At 63.3% G+C, this 25,345-nt stretch carries 24 protein-coding genes; 14 read left to right on the top strand and 10 right to left on the bottom strand.

All coding sequences use genetic code 11. The features are described from left to right. Positions 1-22: 22 nt before the first annotated feature. Together ACMDCM_RS09315 and ACMDCM_RS09310 are read right to left on the bottom strand one after the other, a co-directional pair. Entirely contained in the window at positions 23-226 is a 204-nt protein-coding gene (locus tag ACMDCM_RS09315) for a YgaP family membrane protein (RefSeq protein ID WP_412773301.1), read from the bottom strand. An 18-nt stretch (positions 227-244) separates the two neighbouring features. Then, a complete protein-coding gene (locus ACMDCM_RS09310) occupies positions 245-1,549 on the bottom strand; it encodes an NAD(P)/FAD-dependent oxidoreductase (RefSeq protein ID WP_412773300.1) in 1,305 nt (434 codons plus the stop codon). A gap of 158 nt (positions 1,550-1,707) precedes the next feature. Between ACMDCM_RS09310 and ACMDCM_RS09305 the strand changes: the two genes are divergently transcribed. Together ACMDCM_RS09305 and ACMDCM_RS09300 are read left to right on the top strand one after the other, a co-directional pair. Then, a complete protein-coding gene (locus ACMDCM_RS09305) occupies positions 1,708-2,043 on the top strand; it encodes an ArsR/SmtB family transcription factor (protein WP_412773299.1) in 336 nt (111 codons plus the stop codon). Between the two features lie 168 nt (positions 2,044-2,211). Next, positions 2,212-2,703 (top strand): hypothetical protein, encoded by a 492-nt coding sequence (locus ACMDCM_RS09300; protein WP_412774714.1) that lies wholly within the window; start codon positions 2,212-2,214, stop codon positions 2,701-2,703. 186 nt (positions 2,704-2,889) lie between these two features. On the opposite strand, the gene ACMDCM_RS09295 is transcribed toward ACMDCM_RS09300, so the two are convergent. The 3 genes from ACMDCM_RS09295 to ACMDCM_RS09285 form a co-directional block, all read right to left on the bottom strand. Then, complete coding sequence (locus tag ACMDCM_RS09295) at positions 2,890-4,476, bottom strand: DUF882 domain-containing protein (protein WP_412773298.1); 1,587 nt, start codon at positions 4,474-4,476, stop codon at positions 2,890-2,892. A 284-nt stretch (positions 4,477-4,760) separates the two neighbouring features. Continuing rightward, on the bottom strand, positions 4,761-7,127 hold the full coding sequence (locus ACMDCM_RS09290; RefSeq protein ID WP_412773297.1) for a L,D-transpeptidase scaffold domain-containing protein: 2,367 nt from the start codon (positions 7,125-7,127) through the stop codon (positions 4,761-4,763). Between the two features lie 307 nt (positions 7,128-7,434). Beyond that, positions 7,435-8,913, bottom strand: a complete 1,479-nt coding sequence (locus ACMDCM_RS09285) for a sigma-54-dependent transcriptional regulator (RefSeq protein WP_412773296.1) — start codon at positions 8,911-8,913, stop codon at positions 7,435-7,437. Between the two features lie 145 nt (positions 8,914-9,058). On the opposite strand from ACMDCM_RS09285, the gene ACMDCM_RS09280 reads away from it, so the two are divergent. The 9 genes from ACMDCM_RS09280 to ACMDCM_RS09240 all read left to right on the top strand — a co-directional run bounded on the left by ACMDCM_RS09280 (position 9,059) and on the right by ACMDCM_RS09240 (position 19,020). Beyond that, positions 9,059-10,939 (top strand): M3 family oligoendopeptidase, encoded by a 1,881-nt coding sequence (locus ACMDCM_RS09280; RefSeq protein WP_412773295.1) that lies wholly within the window; start codon positions 9,059-9,061, stop codon positions 10,937-10,939. Positions 10,940-11,485: 546 nt separating this feature from the next. Then, on the top strand, positions 11,486-11,638 hold the full coding sequence (locus ACMDCM_RS09275) for an aa3-type cytochrome c oxidase subunit IV (RefSeq protein WP_412773294.1): 153 nt from the start codon (positions 11,486-11,488) through the stop codon (positions 11,636-11,638). A gap of 98 nt (positions 11,639-11,736) precedes the next feature. Next, the gene (locus ACMDCM_RS09270) at positions 11,737-12,867 is read left to right on the top strand and encodes a Re/Si-specific NAD(P)(+) transhydrogenase subunit alpha (RefSeq protein WP_412773293.1); all 1,131 of its coding nucleotides are present in this window, start codon (positions 11,737-11,739) and stop codon (positions 12,865-12,867) included. Between the two features lie 138 nt (positions 12,868-13,005). Further along, on the top strand, positions 13,006-13,323 hold the full coding sequence (locus ACMDCM_RS09265) for a proton-translocating transhydrogenase family protein (RefSeq protein WP_292618519.1): 318 nt from the start codon (positions 13,006-13,008) through the stop codon (positions 13,321-13,323). 158 nt (positions 13,324-13,481) lie between these two features. Continuing rightward, positions 13,482-14,879 (top strand): NAD(P)(+) transhydrogenase (Re/Si-specific) subunit beta, encoded by a 1,398-nt coding sequence (locus ACMDCM_RS09260; protein ID WP_412773292.1) that lies wholly within the window; start codon positions 13,482-13,484, stop codon positions 14,877-14,879. Between the two features lie 29 nt (positions 14,880-14,908). Further along, positions 14,909-15,364 (top strand): DUF3606 domain-containing protein, encoded by a 456-nt coding sequence (locus ACMDCM_RS09255; RefSeq protein WP_412773291.1) that lies wholly within the window; start codon positions 14,909-14,911, stop codon positions 15,362-15,364. An 11-nt stretch (positions 15,365-15,375) separates the two neighbouring features. Then, positions 15,376-16,470, top strand: a complete 1,095-nt coding sequence (locus tag ACMDCM_RS09250; RefSeq protein ID WP_412773290.1) for a calcium:cation antiporter — start codon at positions 15,376-15,378, stop codon at positions 16,468-16,470. 58 nt (positions 16,471-16,528) lie between these two features. Next, a complete protein-coding gene (locus tag ACMDCM_RS09245; RefSeq protein ID WP_412773289.1) occupies positions 16,529-18,013 on the top strand; it encodes a hypothetical protein in 1,485 nt (494 codons plus the stop codon). A 176-nt stretch (positions 18,014-18,189) separates the two neighbouring features. Then, positions 18,190-19,020, top strand: coding sequence for a hypothetical protein (locus ACMDCM_RS09240; RefSeq protein ID WP_412773288.1), 831 nt, complete (start codon positions 18,190-18,192; stop codon positions 19,018-19,020). Positions 19,021-19,115: 95 nt separating this feature from the next. Here ACMDCM_RS09240 and rpsU read toward each other — a convergent pair whose 3' ends face one another. Further along, a complete protein-coding gene (rpsU, locus tag ACMDCM_RS09235) occupies positions 19,116-19,403 on the bottom strand; it encodes a 30S ribosomal protein S21 (protein WP_412773287.1) in 288 nt (95 codons plus the stop codon). A gap of 269 nt (positions 19,404-19,672) precedes the next feature. On the opposite strand from rpsU, the gene aqpZ reads away from it, so the two are divergent. Beyond that, positions 19,673-20,386, top strand: a complete 714-nt coding sequence (gene aqpZ / locus ACMDCM_RS09230) for an aquaporin Z (protein WP_412773286.1) — start codon at positions 19,673-19,675, stop codon at positions 20,384-20,386. Positions 20,387-20,392: 6 nt separating this feature from the next. Here the strand turns inward: aqpZ and ACMDCM_RS09225 are convergent, their stop codons facing one another. Together ACMDCM_RS09225 and purE are read right to left on the bottom strand one after the other, a co-directional pair. Beyond that, on the bottom strand, positions 20,393-21,499 hold the full coding sequence (locus ACMDCM_RS09225) for a 5-(carboxyamino)imidazole ribonucleotide synthase (RefSeq protein ID WP_412773285.1): 1,107 nt from the start codon (positions 21,497-21,499) through the stop codon (positions 20,393-20,395). Further along, complete coding sequence (purE, locus tag ACMDCM_RS09220) at positions 21,496-21,984, bottom strand: 5-(carboxyamino)imidazole ribonucleotide mutase (protein WP_412773284.1); 489 nt, start codon at positions 21,982-21,984, stop codon at positions 21,496-21,498. The genes ACMDCM_RS09225 and purE overlap by 4 nt, the downstream gene beginning before the upstream one ends. A 206-nt stretch (positions 21,985-22,190) precedes the next feature. Between purE and ACMDCM_RS09215 the strand changes: the two genes are divergently transcribed. Next, positions 22,191-22,868, top strand: a complete 678-nt coding sequence (locus tag ACMDCM_RS09215; RefSeq protein ID WP_412773283.1) for a GGDEF domain-containing protein — start codon at positions 22,191-22,193, stop codon at positions 22,866-22,868. A gap of 17 nt (positions 22,869-22,885) precedes the next feature. Here ACMDCM_RS09215 and ACMDCM_RS09210 read toward each other — a convergent pair whose 3' ends face one another. Then, positions 22,886-23,092, bottom strand: a complete 207-nt coding sequence (locus ACMDCM_RS09210; protein ID WP_412773282.1) for a YdcH family protein — start codon at positions 23,090-23,092, stop codon at positions 22,886-22,888. Between the two features lie 347 nt (positions 23,093-23,439). Here ACMDCM_RS09210 and ACMDCM_RS09205 point away from each other — a divergent pair, with 347 nt between their 5' ends. Beyond that, positions 23,440-23,625, top strand: coding sequence for a YdcH family protein (locus ACMDCM_RS09205; RefSeq protein ID WP_412773281.1), 186 nt, complete (start codon positions 23,440-23,442; stop codon positions 23,623-23,625). 266 nt (positions 23,626-23,891) lie between these two features. Here ACMDCM_RS09205 and ACMDCM_RS09200 read toward each other — a convergent pair whose 3' ends face one another. Beyond that, entirely contained in the window at positions 23,892-24,995 is a 1,104-nt protein-coding gene (locus tag ACMDCM_RS09200; RefSeq protein ID WP_412773280.1) for an NAD(P)/FAD-dependent oxidoreductase, read from the bottom strand. Positions 24,996-25,345: the final 350 nt, after the last annotated feature.

Raw genomic sequence — 25,345 nt, 5'->3', positions numbered from 1 at the left:
TCGGATGGAGAAAGCCTCGTCGTTATTTGAATGCGACGCCGGCCGGGCAGCCGAGCCTTCTGAAGACCATGGCCGCGGGGCAAAAGCCTGTGACCGACGCCTGGATCAGGTTCAGGCCCACGAACCCCGTGAGCAGAAACCACCAGGGCGACACGTAAAATCCGAGCCCCAGCGAGACGAGAACCATGAAGCCGGCAAACATCATCACGGCGCGATCGATCGTCATTGTCGTTTCTCCTCTGCTTCAAGACTGCGCCTGTTCGGCCGTCTCCACGTGAATTTCCTTCAGCTTCTTGATCCCGAGCATGTCGAGGACGAGGTTTTCGTAGAAGGTCTCGGCCTTGCCCTGGCGCACCTTGCGCAGGAAGTATTTCTCAAAGCCGATCTTGGCTGCGTGGACCCATTTGCCCTGCGACGACCAGTTGACGTTGCGCGGCGGGATCTGGGGTTGGGCGACGAAGGCGATGCCGTCGTCGCCGAAGTCGGCGAGGCAGACCGCGTTCCAGGTTGCGACCGCTTTCGGCTGCTCGCCCTTGAGGAGCGAAGCGATGTTCTCCGCCGTCGCGGTGACCATGGATTCGATCATGAAGCCGGTCTTCGGTACGCCCACCGCGAGCGGGGTCTTGCCGACCGGCGGAATGGCGACGCAGACGCCGACGCCGAAAACGTTCGGGAAGACCGGGTTGCGCTGGTGCTTGTCGATCACGATGAAGCCGCGCGGATTGGTCAGACCCTCGACGCCATGAACGGCCGGAACGCCCCGGAAGGCCGGCAGCAGCATCGAGAAGGCGAACGGCAGTTCGTGTGTCGCCTTGAGCGAACCGTCGTCGTTGACCTCCTCGACGACGAGCTTTTCAGGATCCACCCTGGTCGTGCGCGCATTGGTGATCCATTTGATGTGGCGGTCACGCATTGCGCTTTCGATCAGGCCCTTGGTGTCGCCGACGCCGTCGAGCCCGAGATGGCCGATATAGGGCTCCGGCGTCACGAAAGTCATCGGCACGCGGTCGCGGACGCGCGCATTGCGCAAGGCCGTTTCAAGGATGAAGGCGAATTCATAGGCCGGGCCGTAGCAGGATGCGCCTTGCACGGCGCCGATCACCACCGGTCCCGGCGTCTTGACGAGTTTGTCGAATGCGACTTTGGCCTGAAGGGCATGATCGGTCTGGCAGACGGACTGGGTATGGGCATTCGGACCCAGCCCCGGCACCTCGTCGAAGGCAAGGTCAGGTCCGGTGGCGATAATCAGGTAGTCGTAGGTAATGGATGTGCCGTCGTTGAGCTGAATCCGGTTTTCAGCCGGCTCGACGCGTTTGGCCCCCTCCGGCCGCAGTTCGATGCCTCTCTGTTTCAGCACCGGAGCAAGGTCGACTTCGATATCCGCCGGTTGTCTCCAGCCGACGGCGACCCATGGATTCGAAGGCACGAACGAATAAGTCGAGCCGAGGTTGACGACGGTGAGACGGTCATCGCGTTTCAGCTTGGTCTTCATCTCATAGGCCATGATGGTTCCACCGAGGCCCGCGCCGAGAACGACAATGTGAGACATGGACTCTTCCTCCGATTTATCCGCCGAGTTTCCCTGACATCGCGCTTTCCGCTTTGATCTGGTTCAAGGCAGGAGCAGATTGTCTTCCAGCCTTGCGTCCGCCTCTCGAGAGACTGGACAGCTTGCACATAACATTCAAGGAGTATAAATTCAATACTATGAATGTAGAAGATATGATGCCGGCGGCGGAGTCGGCCGCGGTGCTGATGCGCAGCCTGTCCCACCCACAGCGTCTGCTGGTGCTCTGCGCCCTGGTGGACGGCGAGAGGTCGGTCGCGGAACTGCGTCAGGGGCTCGGGATCGAGCAGGTGCCGATGTCGCAACAGCTCATGCGATTGCGAGCCGACGGACTCGTCGAGGCCCGTCGCGAGGGCACGACGGTCTATTATTCCATCACGCGGCCGGAGGTTTTGACCATCGTGGATGCGCTGCATTCGGCCTTCTGCGCACCGGCCGCAGCCAAGCGGCCGCGTGGCCGCCGTCGGCCAAGATGATGATCGCATGGATGCGGCGCATTGCCGTTGAGTTGATCTCGCTCAAGGTGTCGGGCTGGCCAATCAGATATCGACGTTTCCCAGAACATGTTTTCCCTGACCGCACCCGGCCGGCGCACGCCGCGCGATCGGCGGAGACATGTAGGTGAACGGAGGTTAAACGTGAAAATGCGCGTGTTCATGGCGGCGATGCTCGTTGGCCTCGCGCCGATGGCACTAGCTGTCGCTCAATCCTCGCAGCCATCCTTGCAGGAGCCATCGTCGCAGGAACCGATGTCACGAGGCGGAAATCTTCCCCGTCTCGGAGAGATCATGCTCGGAAAGCAGTGGCGGCACATCAAGCTGTGGTTCGCTGGAAAGGGCCACAACTGGGATCTTGCGGCGTATGAACTGGCTCAGATCAGAGCGAGCTTGATCGAAGCGGCATCGCTTTATTCAGGCATTCCCGTAGGCGACGTCGCAATAATGGCCGGGCCAATCCAGTCAATCGACAAAGCGATTCAATCAAAAGACGGTGCAGCTTTCGTGAAGGCGTTCAACGACCTCACGGTCGGCTGCAATGCGTGCCATCGAGACATGGAACGAGGCTTCATCGAGATCAGAGTGCCGGGAGCGTCGCCTTTCACCAATCAGGTATTCGCACCTTCGGCAAAGCGATAGCTCAACGAGCGCCTCGCTTCCATCGCATGCGGCGCGTCCGTTGCAGCGCAGTTGTTCAGGACAGACGATGGGGTTGATGGAATCCGGAGCGGGGACTCGATGATTTTACTTTGACGCGTGTTCTTCACGCGAACCGGCGCCCAATCCGCGGGTCAGTCCCGAGGACATGCTTCGCTCGAAAATGCGTTACCGCAGCGAGGCGGTATGCACCGCGAGCACCGTCGTGGCCAGACGGGCGACTGCCGATCCGGTAAATCGATCGCAGAGGATACCCATCTGCGGATCGTCGGAGAAGGTCATTGCGATCGTCTGGTCCGGCTTTTGGAAATAGACCTGCATCAATGTCATGTCCTGGTCGCCCATGACCGTCGCAGACATCGCGCGGCTTGCGCTCGGGGCGACGATCATCGCGCGCATCCAGGCATCGCTATCGCCCGTGGCCCCGGGCGCCAGCCGGCGCGAAGTGGACACGATCGCGCCTAGACCCGGCACGCGCTTGGCGATCACGGTGGTCACGCCATCGACGGTCATCGGATTGCGCGCGGGAGCGACGGATCGGACCGGCGGGATCGATGCGGTCGCCGCGACGATTCGTGCGCGGCGGACGTCCTTCGCCGACGGCGCATAGGCCAGCGCCTGGAGCGAATCGGAGATGCTGGAGGTCGGCTGCGGGTCGACGGCGGCGAGCGCCTTGCGGGCGCTGAGGGCGGCCAGGACCTGCTCCGGCTTGGCTTGTGTCGGGGTCGCCGGCAGCTCGTCCCAGAAGCCGCGGGCATTGATGATGTCGGCCGGGGTCCGCGGTTTGCTCGCGGCGGCCTGTTTGGCGGGCGGCGTGGTCAGGCCGTCGGCCGATGCGAGCCTGAATAATGACGAGGCCGGCTTCGGCCGGGGCAGCGGGACCGGCTCGGCCGACGCCACCGGTGCAGCGGAAGCGACGGTCGTTTGTCCGGCCGGCGCGTCATCCGATTCATCGTCATCGTCAACGGATTTGTCGGCGGACTTGCCGCGGAATAGCGCGAGCAGGAAATTCGACGGCTTGCTGTTCACCGCTCCGTCTTCATCCGCGTTCTGGCCGCGCCTCTCGATGTCGGCCATCGCCAGTTGATAGCCGGGCAGCGGGTGACCGTCCGAGGGAATGTGCACGGTGCGGCCGTTCGGGAAGACGCGCACCAACTGGTCGTGGGTCATGCGCGGCCAGTGCCGCACATGGCCGGTATCGAGATGAACGAAGGGCGAGCCCGATTTGGGGTAGAAGCCGACGCCGCCGCGCTGCAGGCGAAGTCCGGCAAAACGGATTTTTTCGAGCGGCACGCCGGGGATGAAGAAGTCCATGGCGTGGCCGAGCATGTGCTGGCTGAATCGCGCGACGCCGGTGTGCGCGGAGCGGCGGCGAAGCATGGCGTTGGTGGCGGGGGAGCGGTAGGCGGAAACGATGTTGATCGGCTGTTTGGCATCGACGTCGCGGTAGACCTCCCAGAGGATGTCGAACAGGTGACGATCCATGGTGGTCTGCTCCTGGGTGCGCCAGTCGCGGAGATAATGATTGAGCTGCTTCAGCGCGGCTTCGTCGTAACGGCCGTTGCGCTTGAATGTGACGGTCAGGTCTTCGTTGGAATGGATGTGATGAAACGACAGGGTGCGCGTTTCGTTGAGCGCGGCGGCATCATGAACCGATCCGGCGCCCGCCAGCAGAACAAGCGACGCCAAGCCGATGCGAGAACCGGTCCGTGAAATCGACAACGATTTCAAGCCGCGCGCAAAACCAGCAAGCACGTATGAGCCCACCCGAAGGACGATCAAGCCGGAAGGCCTTCCACAACCCCACCTTCCACAACCCCATGTGAAAGGACGCAAACGTGAAAGGACGTAAACCCAAGTCGTAGGACAGGAGGGTTAATCCATATTTACCCTGACCCGCCTGCGCCTAAAGGATAACTAGCCTTCCGAGTGTGGCAAAAAAGAGCCACGGCGTTGAGGCGCGGTGGACAATGGTTAACGTTAAAAGGGCCTCATCGTGCGATGAAGCCCTTGTTTTTAATCAACTAATCAGTTTAAGGCTAGCGCCGATAGATCTGGCGGCGGCGGTCTTCGATCTGTGGGGGCGGGGTCTGGATCCCGAACAGCCGTTCGAAGAACGACGGGCCGCTGCTCGCGAAACCGCCGCCAAACCCGCTGCCGCTATTGTCATTGAGCGCGACGCCCTGCGGGATGTCCCCCTTGGGGGGAGAATAATTCGGCTGGGCGTGGGCGATCACCGCTTCCAGATCCCGGCCCTTGGAATTGCGGAGAAGCGCCAGCATCGTGGCGTCGCGGCCGTAGACGTCGGGGCGGATCTGCAGCTTGCCGGCATGATCCACGAAAGCCGTCTGATAGGTGATGTTGACCGGAATCGGAGTCGGGAACTTGATGTCGAATTCGTTCCGGCCATACATGCTGCGGATCTTCTCCGGGGTGTAGTGGTCCTGCGGAAGCGCGATGTTGAGCAGCGTGGCCGCATATTGATCGGGGTTCTGAACCCGCATGCAGCCATGGCTGAAAGCGCGCTTCTCCTTGGCGAACAGGTATTTGTCCGGCGTATCGTGCTGATACACCAGGAACTTGTTCGGAAAGTTGAAGCGAATGCGGCCCAGCGCGTTGCGGTCGCCTGGCGGCTGCGAAATGTGGATGCCGCCGTTGCGGTCGCGCTCCAGCTTGAGGCCCATGCGCTCCAACACCGTCGGATCCTGCTGCAGGGCCGGCAGGTATTCCTTGTAGATGATCGACGGCGGCACGTTCCAGGTCGGATTGATGGTGATGTATTTCATCGTTTCCGTCAGGAGCGGCGTGGCATAAATTCCCGGCTTGCCGACGACGACGCGAGTGCTCCAGAGCTGCGCGCCGTGCTGCATCACCTTGAGCGTGTAGTCGGGGATATTGAGGATGGCGTAGGCATTGCCGAGCGATGGTGCGCCGAGTTCGCGCGGCAGCCAGCGCCAGCGCTCCATGTTGACGATGATGGTATCGATCTGATGGCTCTTCCTCGGGCCGTTCAGGGCGCGGATGGTGTTGTTGCCGGCGATGCCGTCCGGCCTGAGCTTATTGCGAGCCTGGAATTCCCGAACGGCGGCGGCGACGTCGGCGTCATAGCGGGTGTCGTCGGGATTTTGAGCGACGTGGAGCCTCGCGCGAATTTGCGGGACCCGCGGATCCTCCATCACGTCATTCTTGCGGAACACCAGGGTCGGGCCTTCGGCGACTTCGATGACCGGGCCTTCGGAGGTCTTGCGCAGCTCGGCCAGCTTCTGCTTCAGCTCGCGATAAAGCTTTTGCGGCGGATTGTAGCTGTCGAGCGCCGTCGAGGCATCCTTCGCGGTGGTGACGTTCGTCAATACCTGCTCGGGATCGATGGGATGCTCCGGATACTGGATAGCCGCGCTGACCTGCGACCAGTGCATCCGGCCGCTCTGAGCCTGGCGGGCGTAATCCATCATGCTCGCGGTCAGCTTGAGATCGGCCTCCGCAAGTTGATCCGGCGAAGAAGACGCGGCAGCGAAGTCGGGGACCGGATAGTCGGCGGGATTGAGGCCATCGGCCGCGGCGTCCTTGAGGCGGGCGATCACGCCCTTTGCCTGATCATTCAACGCGCCGCCCTGTGTCCATAGCGGAGCATAGCTTCGGGCAGCGTAGAATTTCTCGATCGCTGTTCGCTCGGCCTTGCGGCCGAAGAATTTTGCGGCCTTCGCGTCAAGCATTTCGTGCAGCTTTTCGGCCGTGGGCTGATCCGCCGGTGGGACATTGCTTGCGGCCTTCACCGGTTCGCCCGGCTGATCGGTGGCGGTCGCGGCGCCGGCCTCCGCGGCAGGTGCGCCGGCGGGGGTGATCGTCGCGGTTGCGTCCTTCTTCGCATCGTCGGTCTTGGCGCCCTCCGTCTTGGCGCTGTCCGTCTTGGCGCCGTTCGCAGGGGCAGTCGCGACATCGGCGGGCTTTGTGTCCGACGGCTTTGTCTCCGCCGCCTTGTCGTCGGAAGCCTTGGTGTCCGGGGAGGCATCTTGCGGCGTCGCTGCGTCGGAGGCTTTTGCATCGGAAGCCGGCTTCGTGGTCGACGATGACCCGGAATCGGCAGCGTTCGCGGCGGTCGGTTTGGTATCGGCCGGCTTCGGTGCGGTCGCGCTCGTAGCGGAGGCCTTTTGGCCAGCCGGTTTCGACGCGTCCGCGATCGGAGGCGCGGGCGGCACATTGCCCATCTTGAAGTCGGCTGTCGTGGGGGGAGGAACGTTCGCGGGCTCCGGCTTCGGAATCGCGGCGTCGATCGCGAGTTCGCCGGCGCCTTTCGCGGCGTCCGTTTGGGCAAATGCTGCCGGGGCGGACATCGTCAGAAACATCGCTGCTATGACCGTCAGGACCCGATCGAATCCCGTCCGACGATTAGTCGAGTAGTCTCGCATTCTCTCACCCTCGGGTGAAATTGTCCCGGCATGGAACAATTTCTGAATGATTTCGTCCTGCGCTTGCCGGCCTGGATCAGGTGTTCCGCGATTCGTGCACGGACGGTATACGCGCCCGATTCGGGCAGCTAGCGCCGCAAGGGACACTCACGACAAACTGACCGCAAAAGACACTGTTTGCAACGCGATGGGAGCGATCGACGCGCGTTTTCCGTTTGTCTGTCACAACCTCGCAACGGTTCATGTCTGAGCCACACGCTCCTGTGATGCTGTCCGGATTTTCATGATGCGAACGCGTTGCAGCCGGTTACCGTTCCTCGGCTGTCGCGATGTCGTCGAGCTTGCGATAGAGAGTGGACCTTCCGATTTTCAACCGGCGCGCGACTTCGGACATTTGGCCGCGATAGTGCGAAATCGCAAAGCGGATGATTTCGGCTTCAAGCTCCTCGAGCGGACGCATTTCGCCGTCGTCAGTCAGCATCGTCAGAGCGCCTGCATCAGGCAGCGGCGCAATAGGTATTTCATTACCTGAAACCATATCGGGCGATGGTCTCTGGAGCACCGGCTCCATGATCAGCGGCTCGCCGGACGCGGCGTCCGTAGCAGGTTGCGCGCCGATCAGCGGAAAATCCGACACGCCAAGCTGCTCGCCCTCGCTCATGACGACCGCGCGGTACACCGCGTTTTCGAGCTGGCGGATGTTGCCGGGCCAGTTGAGCTGCGACAGCCCCGCCATTGCCTCGCCGCTGATGCCGTCGATGGTCCGGTTCTCCTCGGCGCAGAAGCGCGTGAGGAAGTGCCGCAGCAGGCTCGGGATATCGTCGCGCCGCATCCGAAGCGGCGGGACCGTCAGCGGCAGCACGTGCAGGCGATAGAACAGATCCTCCCGGAACGCGCCCTCCTTGACGCGATCGAGCAGCCGCCGGTTGGTGGCCGAGATGATGCGGACGTCGACCTTGACCGGCTTGCGGCCGCCGACCGCTTCCACCGCGCCTTCCTGCAGCGCGCGCAGAAGCTTGACCTGCGCGGTCAGCGGCAGTTCGCTGACTTCGTCCAGGAACAGGGTGCCGCCGGACGCCTCGACGAACTTGCCGGTATGGCGCTCGGTCGCGCCGGTGAAGGAACCTTTTTCATGGCCGAACAGGATCGATTCCACGAGGTTGTCGGGGATCGCGCCGCAGTTCACCGCGACGAACGGCTTGGCGCTGCGCTCGCCGGTGCCGTGGATGGCGCGCGCGAACAGCTCCTTGCCGACGCCGGACTCGCCCTCGATCAGGACCGGGATCGACGAGCCCGCGGCCTTCTTCGCGGTCGCCATCACGTTGGCCATCGCCTCGCTGCGGGTGATGATGTCGGCGAAGGTCAGGCGGCCTTCGCGGCTGTGGCGGACCCTGCGCAACTCGCTTTTGAGCGCGCTGGTGTTGAGCGCATTGCGCAAACAAACCTGGAGACGCTCGATGCCGACCGGCTTGACCACGAAATCCTGCGCGCCCGCGCGCATCGCCGACACCACGTTGTCGATGCCGCCATGCGCGGTCTGGACGACGACGGGGACGCCGAGGCCGGCCTCGCGGATTTTCGCCAGCACGCCCATGCCGTCGAGGCCGGGCATCACGAGATCGAGCACCAGCGCATCGATGGCCGGGCCATCGGAGGCCGTCAGCGCGGCGACGGCGGCGTCTCCGCTCTCGACCACGACCGCGTCATAGCCCGACCGCCGCACCATGTTTTCGACGAGCCGGCGCTGGACCGCGTCGTCGTCTGCGATCAATATGGTGGCAGTCATGGCATTCCCCGCACGCACCAACTATCTGTACCGAATCGAGGCACACTGGCGGACGCTGATTAATGCGCTCTTAAAGGTTTGCCGCGCCGTCGTCGTGCAACGGGTCCTTCCTGGTCGGAACTGAAAAAGAAAGTCTGGATCGATAATGGCTTCGCGTTCTTCGTCCGCTTCACGCAAATCCGCCGCCGCCCGCAAGCCCGCCTCACATCGCAAGCCCGCTGCAAAAAAAGCCGCAGCCGCGAAACCGGATGCGGGTCGTCTGCCGGAATGGAATCTCGCCGACCTTTATGCCGGCATCGACGCGCCCGAGGTGGCGCGCGACCTCGACAAGGTCGATGCGGACTGCAAGGTGTTCGAGGCCGACTACAAGGGCAGGCTCGCCGAGGAGACCGCGAAGCCAGAGGGCGGGCAGTGGCTCGCGGGAGCCGTGCGGCGCTATGAGTTGATCGACGATCTCGCGGGCCGGCTCGGCTCCTATGCGGGGCTGATCCACGCCGGCGACAGCGTCGACCCCACGATCTCGAAGTTCTATGGCGATGTCTCGGAGCGCCTGACGGCCGCCTCAGTGCATCTGTTGTTCTTCGCGCTCGAACTCAACCGCATCGACGACGACGTGATCGAGCGCGCCATGCAGGCCCCGGAGCTTGGGCATTATCGCCCGTGGATCGAGGACAGCCGCAAGGACAAGCCGTATCAGCTCGAGGATCGCGTCGAGCGGCTTTTCCACGAGAAGTCGCAGACCGGCTACTCCGCCTGGAACAGGCTGTTCGACCAGACCATCGCTGGCCTGCGCTTCAAGGTCGGAGCCAAGGAGCTTGCGATCGAACCGACGCTGAACCTGTTGCAGGACCGTTCTCCGGACAAGCGCAAGGCGGCCGGTCAGGCGCTGGCGAAGACGTTCAAGGCCAACGAGCGAACCTTCGCGCTGATCACCAACACGCTCGCCAAGGACAAGGATATCTCCGACCGCTGGCGCGGCTTTCAGGACGTCGCGGATTCGCGCCATCTCAACAACCGCGTCGAGCGCGAGGTGGTGGATGCGCTTGTGGCGTCGGTGCGCGCGGCCTATCCGCGGTTGTCGCATCGCTACTACACACTGAAGGCGCGCTGGTTCAAAAAGAAGAAGCTCGCGCATTGGGACCGCAACGCGCCGCTGCCGTTCGCCGCCACCGGCGTCATTCCATGGAACGATGCGCGCAAGATGGTGCTGACGGCCTATGGCGATTTCTCTCCGCAAATGGCCGGCATCGCCGAGCGCTTCTTCACCGACCGCTGGATCGATGCGCCGGTGCGGCCCGGCAAGGCGCCGGGCGCGTTCTCGCATCCGACCACGCCGTCGGCGCACCCCTATGTGCTGATGAACTACCAGGGCAAGCCGCGCGACGTGATGACGCTCGCGCATGAACTCGGTCACGGCGTGCACCAGGTGCTGGCGGCGAAGAACGGCGCGCTGATGGCGCCGACGCCGCTGACGCTTGCGGAGACGGCGAGCGTGTTCGGCGAGATGCTGACCTTCAAGCGGCTGCTGGCGCAGACCAGGAACGCGAAGCAGCGGCAGGCGCTGCTCGCCGGCAAGGTCGAGGACATGATCAACACCGTGGTGCGGCAGATCGCGTTCTATACCTTCGAGCGCGCTGTCCACACCGAGCGCAAGAACGGCGAACTCACCGCCGAGCGCATCGGCCAGCTCTGGCTCAGCGTGCAGGGCGAGAGCCTCGGGCCAGCGATCGAGATCAAGCCGGGCTACGAGACGTTCTGGATGTACATCCCGCACTTCATCCATTCGCCGTTCTACGTCTACGCCTATGCGTTCGGGGATTGCCTCGTGAACTCGCTCTACGCGGTCTACGAGCACGCCGCGGAAGGGTTCGCCGATCGCTATCTGGCGATGCTCGCCGCCGGCGGCACCAGGCATTATTCCGAATTGCTGAAGCCGTTCGGGCTCGACGCCAGGGACCCCAGTTTCTGGGACGGCGGATTGTCGGTCATTGCCGGAATGATCGATGAGCTGGAGACGATGGGATAGGGGAGCCGGGCATGCGTTCGCGCAAATAGCCGTGGTCGCATCGCCTGGCGGTCGCCGGCGCATGTGGCAAAATGGCGCAGCGCGGAGGGCCGTAAACCAAACGGACCGGCTTTGCCGACCTCTCCAAAAAGGCACGTATTTTCAACCGGTAGCTGTTTTTCCGCAGCATTGGCCGGTTAGGAGCCGAATGGCCAATGCGGTTCAGACGCCGTTCCCGGTCCGGGTCGGCACAGACGGCGGCGGCCGTTGTGACCAAACCATTAGGCGAGCGGCGATTTTCAGGGCGAAACAGAGCGTTTTCAAGCGAAGTGGCTACTGGTTCGCGTAAAGAAAACGCGTCAAATCAAAATCATAAAGCCCCCGCTTCTGATTCCAACAGAAGCGGAAAGGCTCTAGAGCAATCGCGGGTCCGTATCGCCCGATTTGTGCATCCTGTACATATAAAAGCACGATGACTTTGCCGACGGCGACCGCCACACCGTTGCTCTGTCTTCCCGATTGCGCTAATTCCTCACGGGCAAGATCAACCCTGGTTGGAGACCTGACGTGTCAGATCATAATGAAATCGTGTACTCGACGGCGGACGGAATGGATTATCCGGCGCATGAAGGAACGTATAAGTCCTTCATCAAGTTCGGGACGATCGGTACTGCTGTCGTCGTCACCGTCGTCGCGCTGATGGCGATTTTCCTCACCTGATCGTCAGGTCGTCGTTCCGGCCGTCTCGGATTTTCGTTTGCTAGTAGCAATATGGCTGGTGCTTTAGTCGTGCGTGGCCGTCGGCTGCGGGAGGCATCATGAAGATTGCGATCGCGAAGGAGATCGATCCGTCCGAGCCGCGGGTGGCTGCGTCGCCCGATACGGTGAAGAAGTTCAAGGCGCTCGGCGCGGATGTCGCCATCGAGCCGGGCGCCGGAACCAAGTCGGGAGTGCCGGATTCCGATTTTACGGCCGCGGGCGCCGTGATCAGCGCCGACGCTGTCGCGGATGCCGATATCGTCATCAAAGTAAGGCGGCCCGAGGCATCCGAACTGGCGCGCTACAAGCGTGGCGCGCTGGTGATCGCGATCATGGACCCCTACGGCAACGAAGCGGCGCTCAAGACGATCGCGGACGCCGGCGTGTCTGCTTTCGCGATGGAGTTGATGCCGCGCATCACGCGTGCCCAGGTCATGGACGTGCTGTCGAGCCAGGCTAACCTGGCCGGCTACCGCGCCGTCATCGAGGCGGCCGAGGCGTTCGGCCGCGCATTTCCGATGATGATGACCGCAGCCGGCACCGTGCCGGCGGCAAAGGTTTTCGTCATGGGCGTCGGCGTTGCCGGACTTCAGGCGATCGCGACCGCGCGCCGCCTCGGCGCCGTCGTCACCGCGACCGACGTCCGTCCCGCCACCAAGGAGCAGGTCGAAAGCCTCGGCGCCAAATTCCTCGCGGTGGAGGACGAAGAGTTCAAGAACGCGCAGACCGCCGGCGGCTACGCCAAGGAAATGTCGAAAGAGTATCAGGCCAAGCAGGCGGCGCTGACGGCCGAGCACATCAAGAAGCAGGACATCATCATCACGACGGCGCTGATTCCCGGGCGACCGGCGCCGAGGCTCGTGACCGCGGAAATGGTGCGCTCGATGAAGCCGGGCTCCGTGCTGGTCGATCTCGCGGTCGAGCGCGGCGGCAACGTCGAGGGCGTCAAGGCGGGCAAGATCGTCGACATCGATGGCGTGAAAATCATCGGCTTCACCAATGTCGCGGGCCGCGTCGCCGCGTCGGCCTCGAGCCTGTATGCCCGCAACCTGTTTTCGTTCATCGAGACGCTGGTCGACAAGACGACCAAGGCGCTTGCGGTGAACTGGGACGACGAACTGGTCAAGGCGACCGCGCTGACCAGGAACGGCGCCGTCATTCATCCGAATTTCCAGCCGAAAAGCGCGTGATGACGAAGGATATTGCCTTTCAACGGGTCATTCCGGAGCGCGCGACGCGCGAATCCGGAATCTCTGCCCAGCCCTTAACCTCTGGATTTTGGGTTCACGCCTCCGGCGTGCCCCGGAATGACGAATAGAAGCTTCGCCATGGAACATATCGTTGAAGCCGTCGATCCCTTCGTGTTCCGGCTGTCGATTTTCGTGCTGGCCGTGTTCGTCGGCTACTTCGTCGTGTGGTCGGTGACGCCAGCGCTGCATACGCCGCTGATGTCGGTCACCAACGCGATCTCGTCGGTGATCGTGGTCGGCGCGCTGCTCGCCGTCGGCGTCGGCATGATCTCGGCCGGCTCGGGCTGGGCGCGGGCCTTCGGTTTCGTCGCGCTGGTCTTTGCCTGCGTGAATATCTTCGGCGGCTTCCTCGTCACCCAGCGAATGCTGGCGATGTACAAGAAGAAGCAGAAGTAGATTTTTTCGATGCTGGATTACTTCCAGTGTCCCGGATGCGATGCGGCGTGTGAGGCCGCATCGCCGGTCCGGGACCGCCACAGTTTGGGACGGCCCCGGTTCTGCGTCGCATTGCGTTGCGCTGCGCCGCGTCCGGGACAAGACGTCGGGGCTCCGCCATGAACGCCAATCTTTCCGCGCTGCTTTATCTCGTCGCAGGCGTCCTGTTCATCCTGTCGCTGCGCGGGCTGTCGAGTCCGGCGTCGAGCCGGCGCGGCAACTTCCTCGGCATGACCGGCATGGCGATCGCGGTCGCGACCACGCTCGCCTCGCATCCGCCCGCCGGCGCCGTGGCGTGGGTGCTGGTGATCCTCGGTGTCGCGATCGGCGGCAGCATCGGCGCGGTGATCGCGCGTCGGGTGCCGATGACGTCGATGCCGGAACTGGTCGCGGCGTTCCACTCGCTGGTCGGCATGGCGGCGGTGCTGGTGGCCGCGGGCGCGTTCTACGCGCCGGAAGCCTTCGGCATCGGCACGCCCGGCCATATCCATGCGCAGAGCCTGATCGAGATGTCGCTCGGCGTCGCCATCGGCGCGCTGACGTTCACGGGCTCGGTGATCGCGTTTTTGAAACTGTCGGGCCGCATGAGCGGCGCTCCCATCATCCTGCCGGTGCGCCACATCATCAACATCGTGCTCGCGCTTGCGCTGGTCTTCTTCATGTACGGCCTGGTGATGTCGGGCAGCGCGCTCGATTTCTGGCTGATCACGATTCTCGCGCTCGCGATCGGCGTTCTGCTGATCATCCCGATCGGCGGCGCCGACATGCCGGTCGTGATCTCGATGCTGAATTCCTATTCGGGCTGGGCGGCGGCCGGCATCGGTTTCACGCTCGGCAATTCGGCGCTGATCATCACCGGCGCGCTGGTCGGCTCCTCCGGCGCGATCCTGTCCTACATCATGTGCCACGCCATGAACCGTTCGTTCATCTCGGTGATCCTCGGCGGGTTCGGCGGGGAGACGGCGGCGGCGGCCGGCGGAGGTGGCGAGGTCAAGCCGGTCAAACTCGGCTCGGCGGACGATGCGGCCTTCATCATGAAGAACGCGCAGAAGGTCATCATCGTGCCGGGCTACGGCATGGCGGTGGCGCAGGCGCAGCACGCGCTGCGCGAGATGGCCGACAAGCTCAAGTCCGAAGGCGTCGAAGTGAAGTACGCGATCCATCCGGTCGCGGGCCGCATGCCCGGTCACATGAACGTTCTGCTGGCCGAAGCCAACGTGCCCTATGACGAGGTGTTCGAACTGGAGGACATCAATTCGGAATTCGCCCAGGCCGACGTCGCCTTCGTGATCGGCGCCAACGACGTCACCAATCCGGCGGCGGAGGAAGACAAGTCCTCGCCGATCTACGGCATGCCGGTGTTGCAGGTCTGGAAGGCCGGCACCGTGATGTTCATCAAGCGCTCGCTCGCGTCGGGTTACGCCGGCATCGACAATCCACTGTTCTATCGCGACAACACCATGATGCTACTTGGCGACGCCAAGAAGATGACGGAGAATATCGTCAAGGCGATGTGACACGGCGATATTCAACAGAGGAGGCCGGGATGGCTGACAACAAGGCGAAGCGCGGTGGAAACGACCGCGGCCTGATAGCGTTGAGTGAAGCCTACGAGGTCCGTTACTGGTCCGGAAAGTTCAAAGTCACGCCGTTGAAGCTGAAGGCCGCGGTCAAGGCTGTCGGCCGCTCCGCCAGGAAAGTCGAAGCCTATATCAAGCTGCAAAAGCACAAGGCGCGTGACCGGGCGCTGATCGCGCTGAGCCAGCCTTACGAAGTCAGCTACTGGTCGAAGAAGTTCAAGGTGACGCCCGCAAGGCTTCGCGCCGCTGTGAAGGCGGTCGGGCATTCCTCGAAGAAGGTCGGCGCTTATCTCGCTCCCGGGAAGGCCGCCAAAAAGAAAACAGCCGTCAGGAAGAGCGCGGCGGTGAAAAAGAAAACGGCTGCCAAAAAGACCGTGGTGGCGAAGAAGGCGAAAAAGGGCGTGCGCAAGCGCGCCGCATAGGCCTGCCGCCAGTGAGCGCGCATGGTTCGATGCCGCGGTCGGCGTGGGTTTTTCCCGCGCTGGCCGTTTTGTTTTACGGCGCTGTGACCGGTCTTGGCATCACCTTCGTCCCGTCGTCGACCGGAGTCCTGTTCGCGGTCGTGCTGCTGGTGATCCTGTTCGGCACGGTGTTCGCGGCCGTGCACCACGCCGAGGTCATCGCGGAACGGATCGGCGAGCCTTACGGAACGCTGCTGCTGACGCTCGCGGTCACCATCATCGAAGTTTCCCTGATCGCGACCATCATGCTGGGCGACAAGGCGGTGCCGGAACTGGCGCGCGATACCGTGTTCGCGGTGGTCATGATCGTGTGCAACGGTCTGGTCGGGACCTGCATTCTGGCCGGCGGGCTTCGTTACCGCGAGCAGGAATTCCGGCCTGCGGGCGTGAACATCTATCTCAGTGTGCTGATCGTGTTCGCGACGATCACGCTGGTGATGCCGAACTATACCCTGACGACGCCCGGACCGCTGTATTCGCAACTGCAACTCGGTTTCGTCAGCGTCGTCACCATCCTGCTCTACGCCGTCTTTCTGTACACGCAGACGGTCCTGCATCAAGACTATTTCATTGTTGGGCACGGCGCCGATAACGGGGAGGGGCTGACCTCGAACCGTCTGCTGGCGCTGAGCGTGGCGCTGCTGCTGATCTCGCTGCTCGCCGTGGTGCTGCTGGCGAAGAAGTTCTCGCTGGTGATCGACGCAGGGATTGCGGTGGTCGGCGCGCCGGAAGCCCTCGCCGGCGTGCTGCTGGCGCTGCTGGTGCTTTTGCCGGAAAGCGTCGCGGCGCTCGCGGCCGCGCGGCAAAACGATCTGCAGAAGAGCATCAATCTCGCACTCGGCTCCTCGCTGGCCACAATAGGCCTGACGATTCCGGCCGTCGCGGTGGCCGCCTACGTCATGGACAAGCCGCTCGAACTCGGTCTCAGCAGCCAGAAGATGATCCTGCTCGGCCTGACGTTTCTTCTGAGCATGCTCACGTTCGGAACCGGCCGGACCAACATCCTGTTCGGAATGATCCACATCGTCGTGTTCGCGGTCTACATCTTCATGGTGTTCGTGCCATAGTCGGACAATGAACGGAATCGCCGACGCCTTCGCCTTGAGGCGTGGCCTTGAGGATCTGATGTCTCGACGTTCCCTGTGCCGCACCGTCCGCTGCGCGTGTCTCGTGTTCGCGCTGGGGACGATGGCATCCGCTGCCGCGGGCCAGGAGATGCCGCCGGACCACGACCCCATGGGTCGCGACCATATGGATCACGACCATATGGGTCATGCCGTCTCAGGCGGACGATCCCATCAGTCCCATCCCGCGCATCCGGTGGGGCGGCAACACGCGGCGGTGAAACGAAAGCCTCCGGCGCCGGCCATCGCGCACATGCACATGGATCATGAGGCGATGAGTCCCGCCCATACGGGGCACGGAACGGATGGCCACGGCTCCATGCCCGGCTTTCTCGGACCCTACATGATGGCGCGCGAGGCGTCGGGGACGAGCTGGCAGCCGGATACATCGCCGAGTGAAGGTCTTCATCAACAGGTCGATGCCTGGAGCGTGATGACCCACGGCTCCATCAACCTGAATTACGACCGGCAGCCTGGTCCGCGCGGCGCGGACAAGACGTTCGTCAGCGGCATGCTCATGACCATGGCGCAGCGGCCGCTCGGAGACGACGGCACCTTCGGCGTGCGCGCCATGCTGTCGCCGGAGCCGCTGATGGGCGCGGCCGGCTATCCGCTGTTGCTGGCAAGCGGCGAGACCGCCGACGGCGTGTCGCATCTGGTCGATCGCCAGCATCCGCACGATCTGTTCATGGAACTGGCGGCGACGTACAGCCACAACATCACCGCGAACTCGAGCGTCTTCGTCTATGGCGGCCTGCCGGGCGAACCTGCGCTCGGGCCGCCGGCCTTCATGCATCGCCTCAGCGGCATGGACAATCCCGAGGCGCCGATCAGCCACCATTGGCTCGATTCGACGCACATCACGTTCGGCGTTGTGACGGCCGGTCTGGTTCTCGACAACTGGAAGTTCGAGGCCTCGACCTTTCGCGGCCGGGAACCGGATCAGTACCGCTACGACATCGAGCGGCCGTCGCTCGACAGCTTCGCGGGCCGGGTGAGCTGGAATCCGGTCCGCGAATTGTCGCTGCAGGTCTCCTACGGGCATCTGGATTCGCCGGAGCAGCTCGAGCCGGAGGTCAACGAAAACCGCCTGACGGCATCGGCGATCTACACCACGCCGTTCGGCGACGGGCATCTGTGGAGCACGACGGCAGCCTGGGGCCGCAAGATGCTGAGCCCCGGCGAAACACTGGACGCCTATCTGCTTGAGAGTTCCGTGATTCTGAAAAACAACTGGACGCTGTTCATGCGCGCGGAACAGGTCGCGGAAAACGAACTGACCCACCACATTCCCGGCCTCGAAGACAGGATTTTCAGCGTGGGCAAAGTCTCGGTCGGCGGAATCTATGATTTCATCCGCACCGATCATGCCAAGTTCGGCATTGGCGGACTGGTCAGCCGCTACCTGCTGCCGGACGATGTGAAACCGGTCTATGGGCGCGACCTCACCGGGTTCATGGCGTTCGGCCGGATCAAGCTGCTCTGATACCGGGGCAGGGGTTCGCGTGAAGGCATCCCTGTCAGGCTCGACCCTTCTGTCGGAATCGCCATAAACGGACACGAAGCGTTACGGCGGATTGAACTCTTGCCACCGATCGGTCGCGATTGATCCCTCAATCGGCCCCAAAGTTTCAGCATCAGACGGCGCGGGAGAGGCCGGTCATGCTGAAATGCGCTTCGAAATTCTTTTTTGAGAAGATATTGCCATCCGTGCTTGCGACGGTGACAGCGGCCTACATCGTGAACCACTACATAGCCGGGCCCGCCGATGCTCCGCCAAAAGCCGCGGCCGTGCTTCCTAATAATCCCGAAGCCGGGGTCCGGGCGAAAGGTATTTCCGAGAAGGCGATCGCGGGGGCTCCCACCGAGAAGGTCCAGCCCGAGGCGGCCTCTGGAAAACCCAACGAGAAGCGCGCGGAAACCGCGAGCTTGCCGACTGGCGCGAAAAAGCATCAAGCGGCGCGGCGGGAGAGAGCCGCCAAAGTAGCGTCCGTGCCGGCCGCTCCGGCACAGACGGTCTCGGCGCCGGACGATCATCGCGACGACGCCAACGTTCTCGCGCGGGCCGCGATCGACCGCTTGCGCAGCACGAACGATACGCCCGTGCGGGTCGAGGCGGCGCGTTCTCGGGTGGAAAACTCTCGACTGCGGCAGGATGCCGATCGTCAGCCTGTCGAATCCACGTCACCGCGCCTGCAACAGGTTACGCGCGCCGGCTTCCCGCCTGCAATCCAGCCGCTCCCGCCCCCGATCCAGGTGTCCACGCCTGCTGTCGAAACTTCGGGGCTTGATACGACGGGGAGCGGGGAGGGATCACCTTCCGACCGCGCCGACGACCAGGCGCGACTGCCGGTTCCGCCTGCGGATATTCCGCAAGCGCCGCCGCTCGACCTTGAGGCCAATGCGGCGCCGGCGCTGCGCGCTCATACCACGGTCGCCGACGATATGCTTTCGGCCGCGAAATCGGTCGTCCAGGCGGTGTTGCCGCGATAGCCGCGGGCCGGCACACGACAAAACCACCGCAAAACAAACAAAACGCGAAGCCGAAGCCCCGCGTTTTGTTCAAGTTCGGTGTGGGAAGCGTTCGTTCAGCGCGGTCCGCGCGGACCGGCACCCGGACCGCCACGGCCCGCTCCCGGACCGGCGCCAAACGCCGGCTTCGGCTTCATCGGCAACAAGCCTTCGCGCTGCATCTTCTTGCGCGCAAGCTTGCGGGCGCGGCGTACGGCTTCGGCCTTTTCGCGAGCCTTCTTTTCGGAGGGCTTTTCGTAATGACCGCGGAGCTTCATCTCGCGGAAAATACCCTCGCGCTGCATCTTTTTCTTCAGCGCCTTGAGGGCTTGATCGACATTGTTATCGCGAACGAGAACCTGCACGCGGCATCCTCTTACAATTGCACGAAGTGAGAATTTTGGTCGGAAGCGGGAGGGCCGACAAAGGCCAAGCCCTCAGCATCAAGGGCGCCGATGTAACAGATCAAAACGGGAATGTCCACCGCCAGACGGCGATTTGTGCGCGGGACCGGCCGAAAGTTAGGTGGATTCCTCCAAAAATACCGCCGCCGCGCCGGGGGAGTGCTTCACAATGCGAGTTTAAAGGGTTTCGATTCCGAATGATTGTTCCTTGCAATTGAGAGAGGCGTGTCATGGATTTCAGGAAATACGCGGCCGAGCTGATCGGCACTTTCTGGCTGACGTTTATGGGCTGCGGCAGCGCCGTCATCGCGGCGGCGTTTCCGCAAGTCGGCATCGGATTGCTGGGCGTCGCTTTTACATTCGGTCTGAGCGTTGTCACCATGGCCTATGCGATCGGACACATTTCGGGCTGCCATCTCAATCCGGCGATCACGGTGGGCCTGACCGCCGGCGGCCGGTTTCCGGCCGGGCAGGTGGTCCCCTATATCATCGCTCAGCTCATTGGCGCGATCGCGGCGGCGGCGCTGCTCCATGTGATCGCCAGCGGGGCTCCGGGCTTCGATGTCGCCAAGGGCTTCGCATCGAACGGCTATGGCGAGCATTCGCCCGGTCACTACAGCCTCATGGCCGGCTTCATCACCGAGGTGACGATGACGGCCATGTTCCTGTTCGTCATCATGGGTTCGACCCATGGCAAGGCTCCGGCGGGGTTCGCGCCGCTGGCGATCGGACTCGCGCTGGTGATGATCCACCTCGTCAGCATTCCCGTCACCAACACGTCGGTGAATCCGGCGCGCAGCACCGGCCCGGCGCTGTTCGTCGGCGGCTGGGCGCTGGAGCAGCTCTGGCTGTTCTGGGTGGCGCCGCTGATCGGCGGCGTCATCGGCGGCGTGGTCTATCGCGGGCTCAGTGACGAGCCGGAAGGCGTCGTCGCGGGAAGATAGGGTGGCTCACGTTTTGACGTCGCCGTCCTTGACTTCTGTGACATGGCCCATCTTGCGGCCGGGGCGCGGCGCGCCCTTGCCGTAGATATGCACGGAAGCACCGGGCGCGGTGAGCCATTTGCCGTAGTCGATGATGTCGTCGCCGATCAGGTTCGTCATGACGGCGCTGCCGTGCCGGACCGGCTTGCCGAGCGGCCAGCCGGCGACCGCGCGGATGTGCTGCTCGAATTGCGAGACCGAGGCGGCGTCGAGCGTCCAGTGACCGGAGTTGTGGACGCGCGGCGCGATCTCGTTGACGAGCAGCGTCGGCGCCCCGGCGCCCGGCACCACGAACATCTCGACAGCCAGCACGCCGATATAATCGAGCGCGGTTGCGATCTTTTTGGTGATGTCGCGCGCCTGCGCGGCGAGCGCGTCGGGGATCGCAGCCGGCACGCGCGAATATTTCAGGATGTGGTCGCGATGCTCGTTCTCGGTCACATCGAAGCATTCGACGCCGCCGTCGGCGCTGCGAGCGGCGATCACGGAAATCTCGCGTTCGAACGGAACGAACGCTTCCAGGATCGCCGACCTGGTGACGAGGTCGTCCCACACCTGACCGGGATCGTCGCCGGCGCGAATGATGGCCTGTCCCTTGCCGTCATAGCCGAAGCGGCGGGTCTTGATCACCGCCGGCAGCCCGACGGCCTCGATCGCCTCGCGCAACGCCTGCGGCGACGCCACGTCGGCATAGGCGGCGGTGGCGACGCCCAGTCCGGCGATGAAGTTCTTCTCCAGCAGGCGGTCCTGAACCGTCTCCAGAATGCGGTAGTCGGGCAGCACCGGCCGGCGGGCGGCGAGCACCATGGCGGTCGCCGCCGGGACATTCTCGAATTCATAGGTGACCACGTCGACGTCGGCCGCGAACAATTCCAGCGCCTCGACGTCGGCATATTCGGCGCAGGTGGCGTTCTGTACGACATCGAACGCCGGCGAGTCCGGATCGGGCGAGAACACCTGGCACTTGAGGCCGAGGCGCGCAGCCGCCAAGGCCAGCATCCGGCCGAGTTGCCCGCCGCCGAGAATGCCGATGGTGTCGCCCGGACGGAGCGTCACCCGCCGAGAATCGTTCACGCCGATTCCTCCGGGTGGTCGCCCACCGCATCCGTCTGCTGCTTGCGCCATGCTTCGAGGCGGCCGGCGAGCGCCGGGTCGCTAAGCGCGAGCACGCTCGCCGCCAGCAGCGCCGCATTGATGGCGCCGGCCTTGCCGATCGCAAGCGTTCCGACCGGAACGCCGGCCGGCATCTGCACGATCGAATACAGCGAGTCGACTCCGGCCAGCGTTTTGGATTCGACGGGCACGCCAAGCACGGGGAGTTCGGTGAGTGCCGCCGTCATGCCGGGCAGGTGCGCGGCACCGCCCGCGCCGGCGATGATGACCTTGAAACCCGCGGCCTTGGCGCCCCTGGCGAATGCGAACAGCCGCTCAGGCGTCCGGTGCGCGGAGATGATTCGCTTTTCGCTCCCCACGCCGAGCGCAGCCAGCGTTTCCGCGGCGTGACGCAGGGTGTCCCAGTCCGACTGGCTCCCCATGATGATGGCGACGGCGGCCGTCATTCCCGTGTCCCGATTCCAAAAGTTCGCATGTCCTTGCCGCAGCCTTTGATGCGAACTTCGGAATCAAAGGGGCGCCAGCACCTTTATCGCTGGCATGTTTTTCATCAATTCAGAAACATGCTCCGGATTATAGGAGGCATCTTGACGAGGCAAGCAGCCGGGAATGAACTATCCTTTCTTGGTGAATGGCGGCAAGCCTTGCGACGATGAAAAAGATCCCCAAAGCGTCTTCTTCCACGGCCGCCAAACGCAAGGCGAGCCGCAAGGCCGCGCCTGCCGCGCGCGCCACGCCGGGGCCCAAGCACCAGGCGGTACAACGTGACGTTGCGGCCGACGCCAGGGCCCTGACCCGCCGTCTCAAATCCCGGCTCGCGGCCGCGCAGGCGCGGATCGCGGATCTTGAGGCGTCCGCCGATACCGATTTTCTCCTTGGCGTCCTCAATCGCCGCGGCTTCGAACGCGAGCTTCGTCGCTCGGTGGCCTATATCCGGCGCTATCGTGCGGGCGGCGCGTTGTTCGTGCTCGATGTCGATCGCCTGAAACCCATCAACGATGCGTTCGGTCACGCGGCGGGAGATGCGATGCTGAAGGCGATCGTCGCGGCGCTGTCTCGACAGGTGCGATCCTCCGACCTGATCGGGCGGCTCGGCGGCGACGAGTTCGCGCTCCTCTTGTGGAATCTCACCGAGACCGACGCCAAAGCCAAGGCATCGGCGCTCGAAGAGGCTATCGACCGGCTGACGCTGACCTTCCGCGGACGAAAGATCACGGCCGGCGCATCGATCGGAGTCGCCATCCTCGGACCCCATGCCGACGCCGACGCGGCGCTCGAACAGGCCGATTGCGCGATGTATGTCCGCAAGGCGCAGCGGCGCGGCGAGTGAGAGGCGGCCGCCGCCATTCAGGCAATGATATCCGGCGTGATCTGGTCTTCAATGAAGGAAATGCGGTCGCGTAGCTGCAGCTTGCGCTTCTTCAAGCGCTGCAGCCGCAACAGGTCGGGTGCCGGCGATTGATGCAGGGCATCGATGGCGGCGTCGAGGTCGCGGTGTTCCTGTTGCAGCCGGGCGAGCTCGGCTCCGAGTTCGAGCTCTTCTTCATCGCTCATGATAACGTACTGACTTGAATCGCAAAAAGTTTGCGAAAAAGTTGGGAGGCTTCAGCTCGATCACGACGATCTGGATCGAATCGGTCCGAAATCATGAACGTGATCGATTCCAACATTTTGCGAAGCGGGATGTGGACGGAAAACCGCACCACGCTTTTCCTCATCCCGCCCCGGGCGAATTATTGCTCTTGCCTGCCCGCCGCGCAAGCCACCGGGTTCCATGCTTGCAGTCGAATCCCGCAAATATGATCGATGCGGTTTTCTGCCCCATCGACAGCCCCTTGGGTTCATGTAAACTCAACGCTTCGGAGCGAATCTGAGGTTGAATCCTACCGAGGAGGTTCGAAATGGCAATTCAGGCGCATCTCGCTGAACTGGAACGGAAACATCGGATCCTGGAAGGCGAATTGCACGATGCTCTCAGGCATCTTTCCACCGACGACCTGAGGATTATCGAATTGAAGCGCCGGAAACTAATGCTTAAGGACGAGATCGAAAGACTGAAACTTTCCACCGTCGGGGCCCTCCACTAAAATTCTTCCAGTCTTCTGCTTGAGGGTCCGTGGCGTCGGGCGGCGCCGGCGATTGCTGCCGGTTCGCGCGTCGGAACGGCGCGCGGGTGCGGTTTGGACACCACGCTATAGCGTTTTCAAGCGGTGGATGCCGGTTCGCGTGAACAAAACGCGTCAAAACAAAAAGCTAGAGCGTTTTCGAGCGAAGTGGCTACCGGTTCGCGTAAAGAAAACGCGTCGAAAAAAAGCTGGAGCCCGGCTTTGATTCCATCAAAGCCGGAATAGCTCTAGCTCCCGGCGAGCGCGGCGACATGGTCCGCGATCGCGAGTGACGCGGTCAGGCCGGGCGATTCAATTCCGAACAGATTGATCAGCCCGGCGACGCCATGGTCGGCGGGTCCGTCGATCATGAAATCCTGCACCGCGACATTCGGCGGCACGATCTTTGGCCGGATTCCGGAATAGGCCGGGAGCAGGGCGCCGTCGGGCAGTTCGGGCCAGTAGCGCCGGATCGAGGGATAAAACCGCGTCGCCCTCGCCGGATCGACGTCATAGTCCGGGGTATCGATCCATTCCACGTCGGGACCGAAGCGGCCCTGTCCCGCGAGATCCAGCGTGAGATGCACGCCAAGGCCGCCGGCCTCCGGCACGGGATAGATCAGGCGCGAAAACGGCGTGCGGACGCTGCAACGGAAATAGTTTCCCTTGGCGAGGTAAGCCGGCGGGATCCGGTCCAGGGGCATGCCCTCGATGCTGCGTGCCACCGCCGGGGCGCCGAGGCCGGCGGCGTTGATCAGCACACGGCAAGCGAGCGTCATCGGCGCGTCGCCGCCGGTTTCGATCTCCAGTCCGGGCGGCGTCGCCTTGGCGCGCGACAGCGGCGTCAGAAAAGCGAATGCCGCGCCGTCGCGCTCGGCGTCGCCGCGCAACGCCAGCATAAAGGCGTGGCTGTCGATAATGCCCGTCGACGGAGACAGCAGCGCGGCGACGCAATGCAGCGGCGGTTCAAGCGTACGGGCGTCGTCGCCGTTCAGCATCCGGATGTCTTCGACGCCGTTGGCCACGGCTCGCGCCCTGATGGATTGCAGCCTGCCGGCCTCCTGCTCCGTCGTCGCGACGATCAGCTTGCCGCAAGCGCGGTGAGGAATGCCGTACTCGCGGCAGTAGGCGTAAAGCGCGCGCCGGCCGCTGACGCACATCCGCGCCATCAGGCTGCCGGCCGGATAATAGATGCCGGCATGGATCACCTCGCTGTTACGCGAGGACGTTGCCGTCCCGATGGCTTCCGCGGATTCGAGAACAATGACCTCGCGGCCGGATCGCGCGAGTCGGCGCGCGATCGCAAGCCCGACGACGCCGGCACCGACGATGACGCACTCAACCCTGTCCATTCGCGGCCTGGTGTCCCGAATCCGAAGCTTGCCTCACTGTGCTGCGCTCTCCGTGGCGAACTTCGGATTTCGGTTTTCGTTAGCTGGGCATTAATTGGGCATTAATCATGAGAGGCCAATTGCGCAATCCGGACCGCATTCTCCGATAGCGGGGGTAAATCTTTACCTGATTCAAACTCGTTGGGCCAGACACTCGGCCCGGGTAGATCCCCGGGTGTGCGATGACTGGCAAGAATTGGCAGGCAGGCGGCAATCGCGTGGGCGCTGCGGTGGGGCTATATGCCGCTCTCGCCGCGGGGTCCGGGGATGCGTGGGCCGCGACGGGCGATGTCTCGCCGGACAGTCATGTC

Origin of the sequence: Nitrobacter sp. (assembly GCF_047149785.1) — a bacterium.
GTDB lineage: Bacteria > Pseudomonadota > Alphaproteobacteria > Rhizobiales > Xanthobacteraceae > Nitrobacter.
This window is presented reverse-complemented; position numbering and strand designations above follow the sequence as displayed.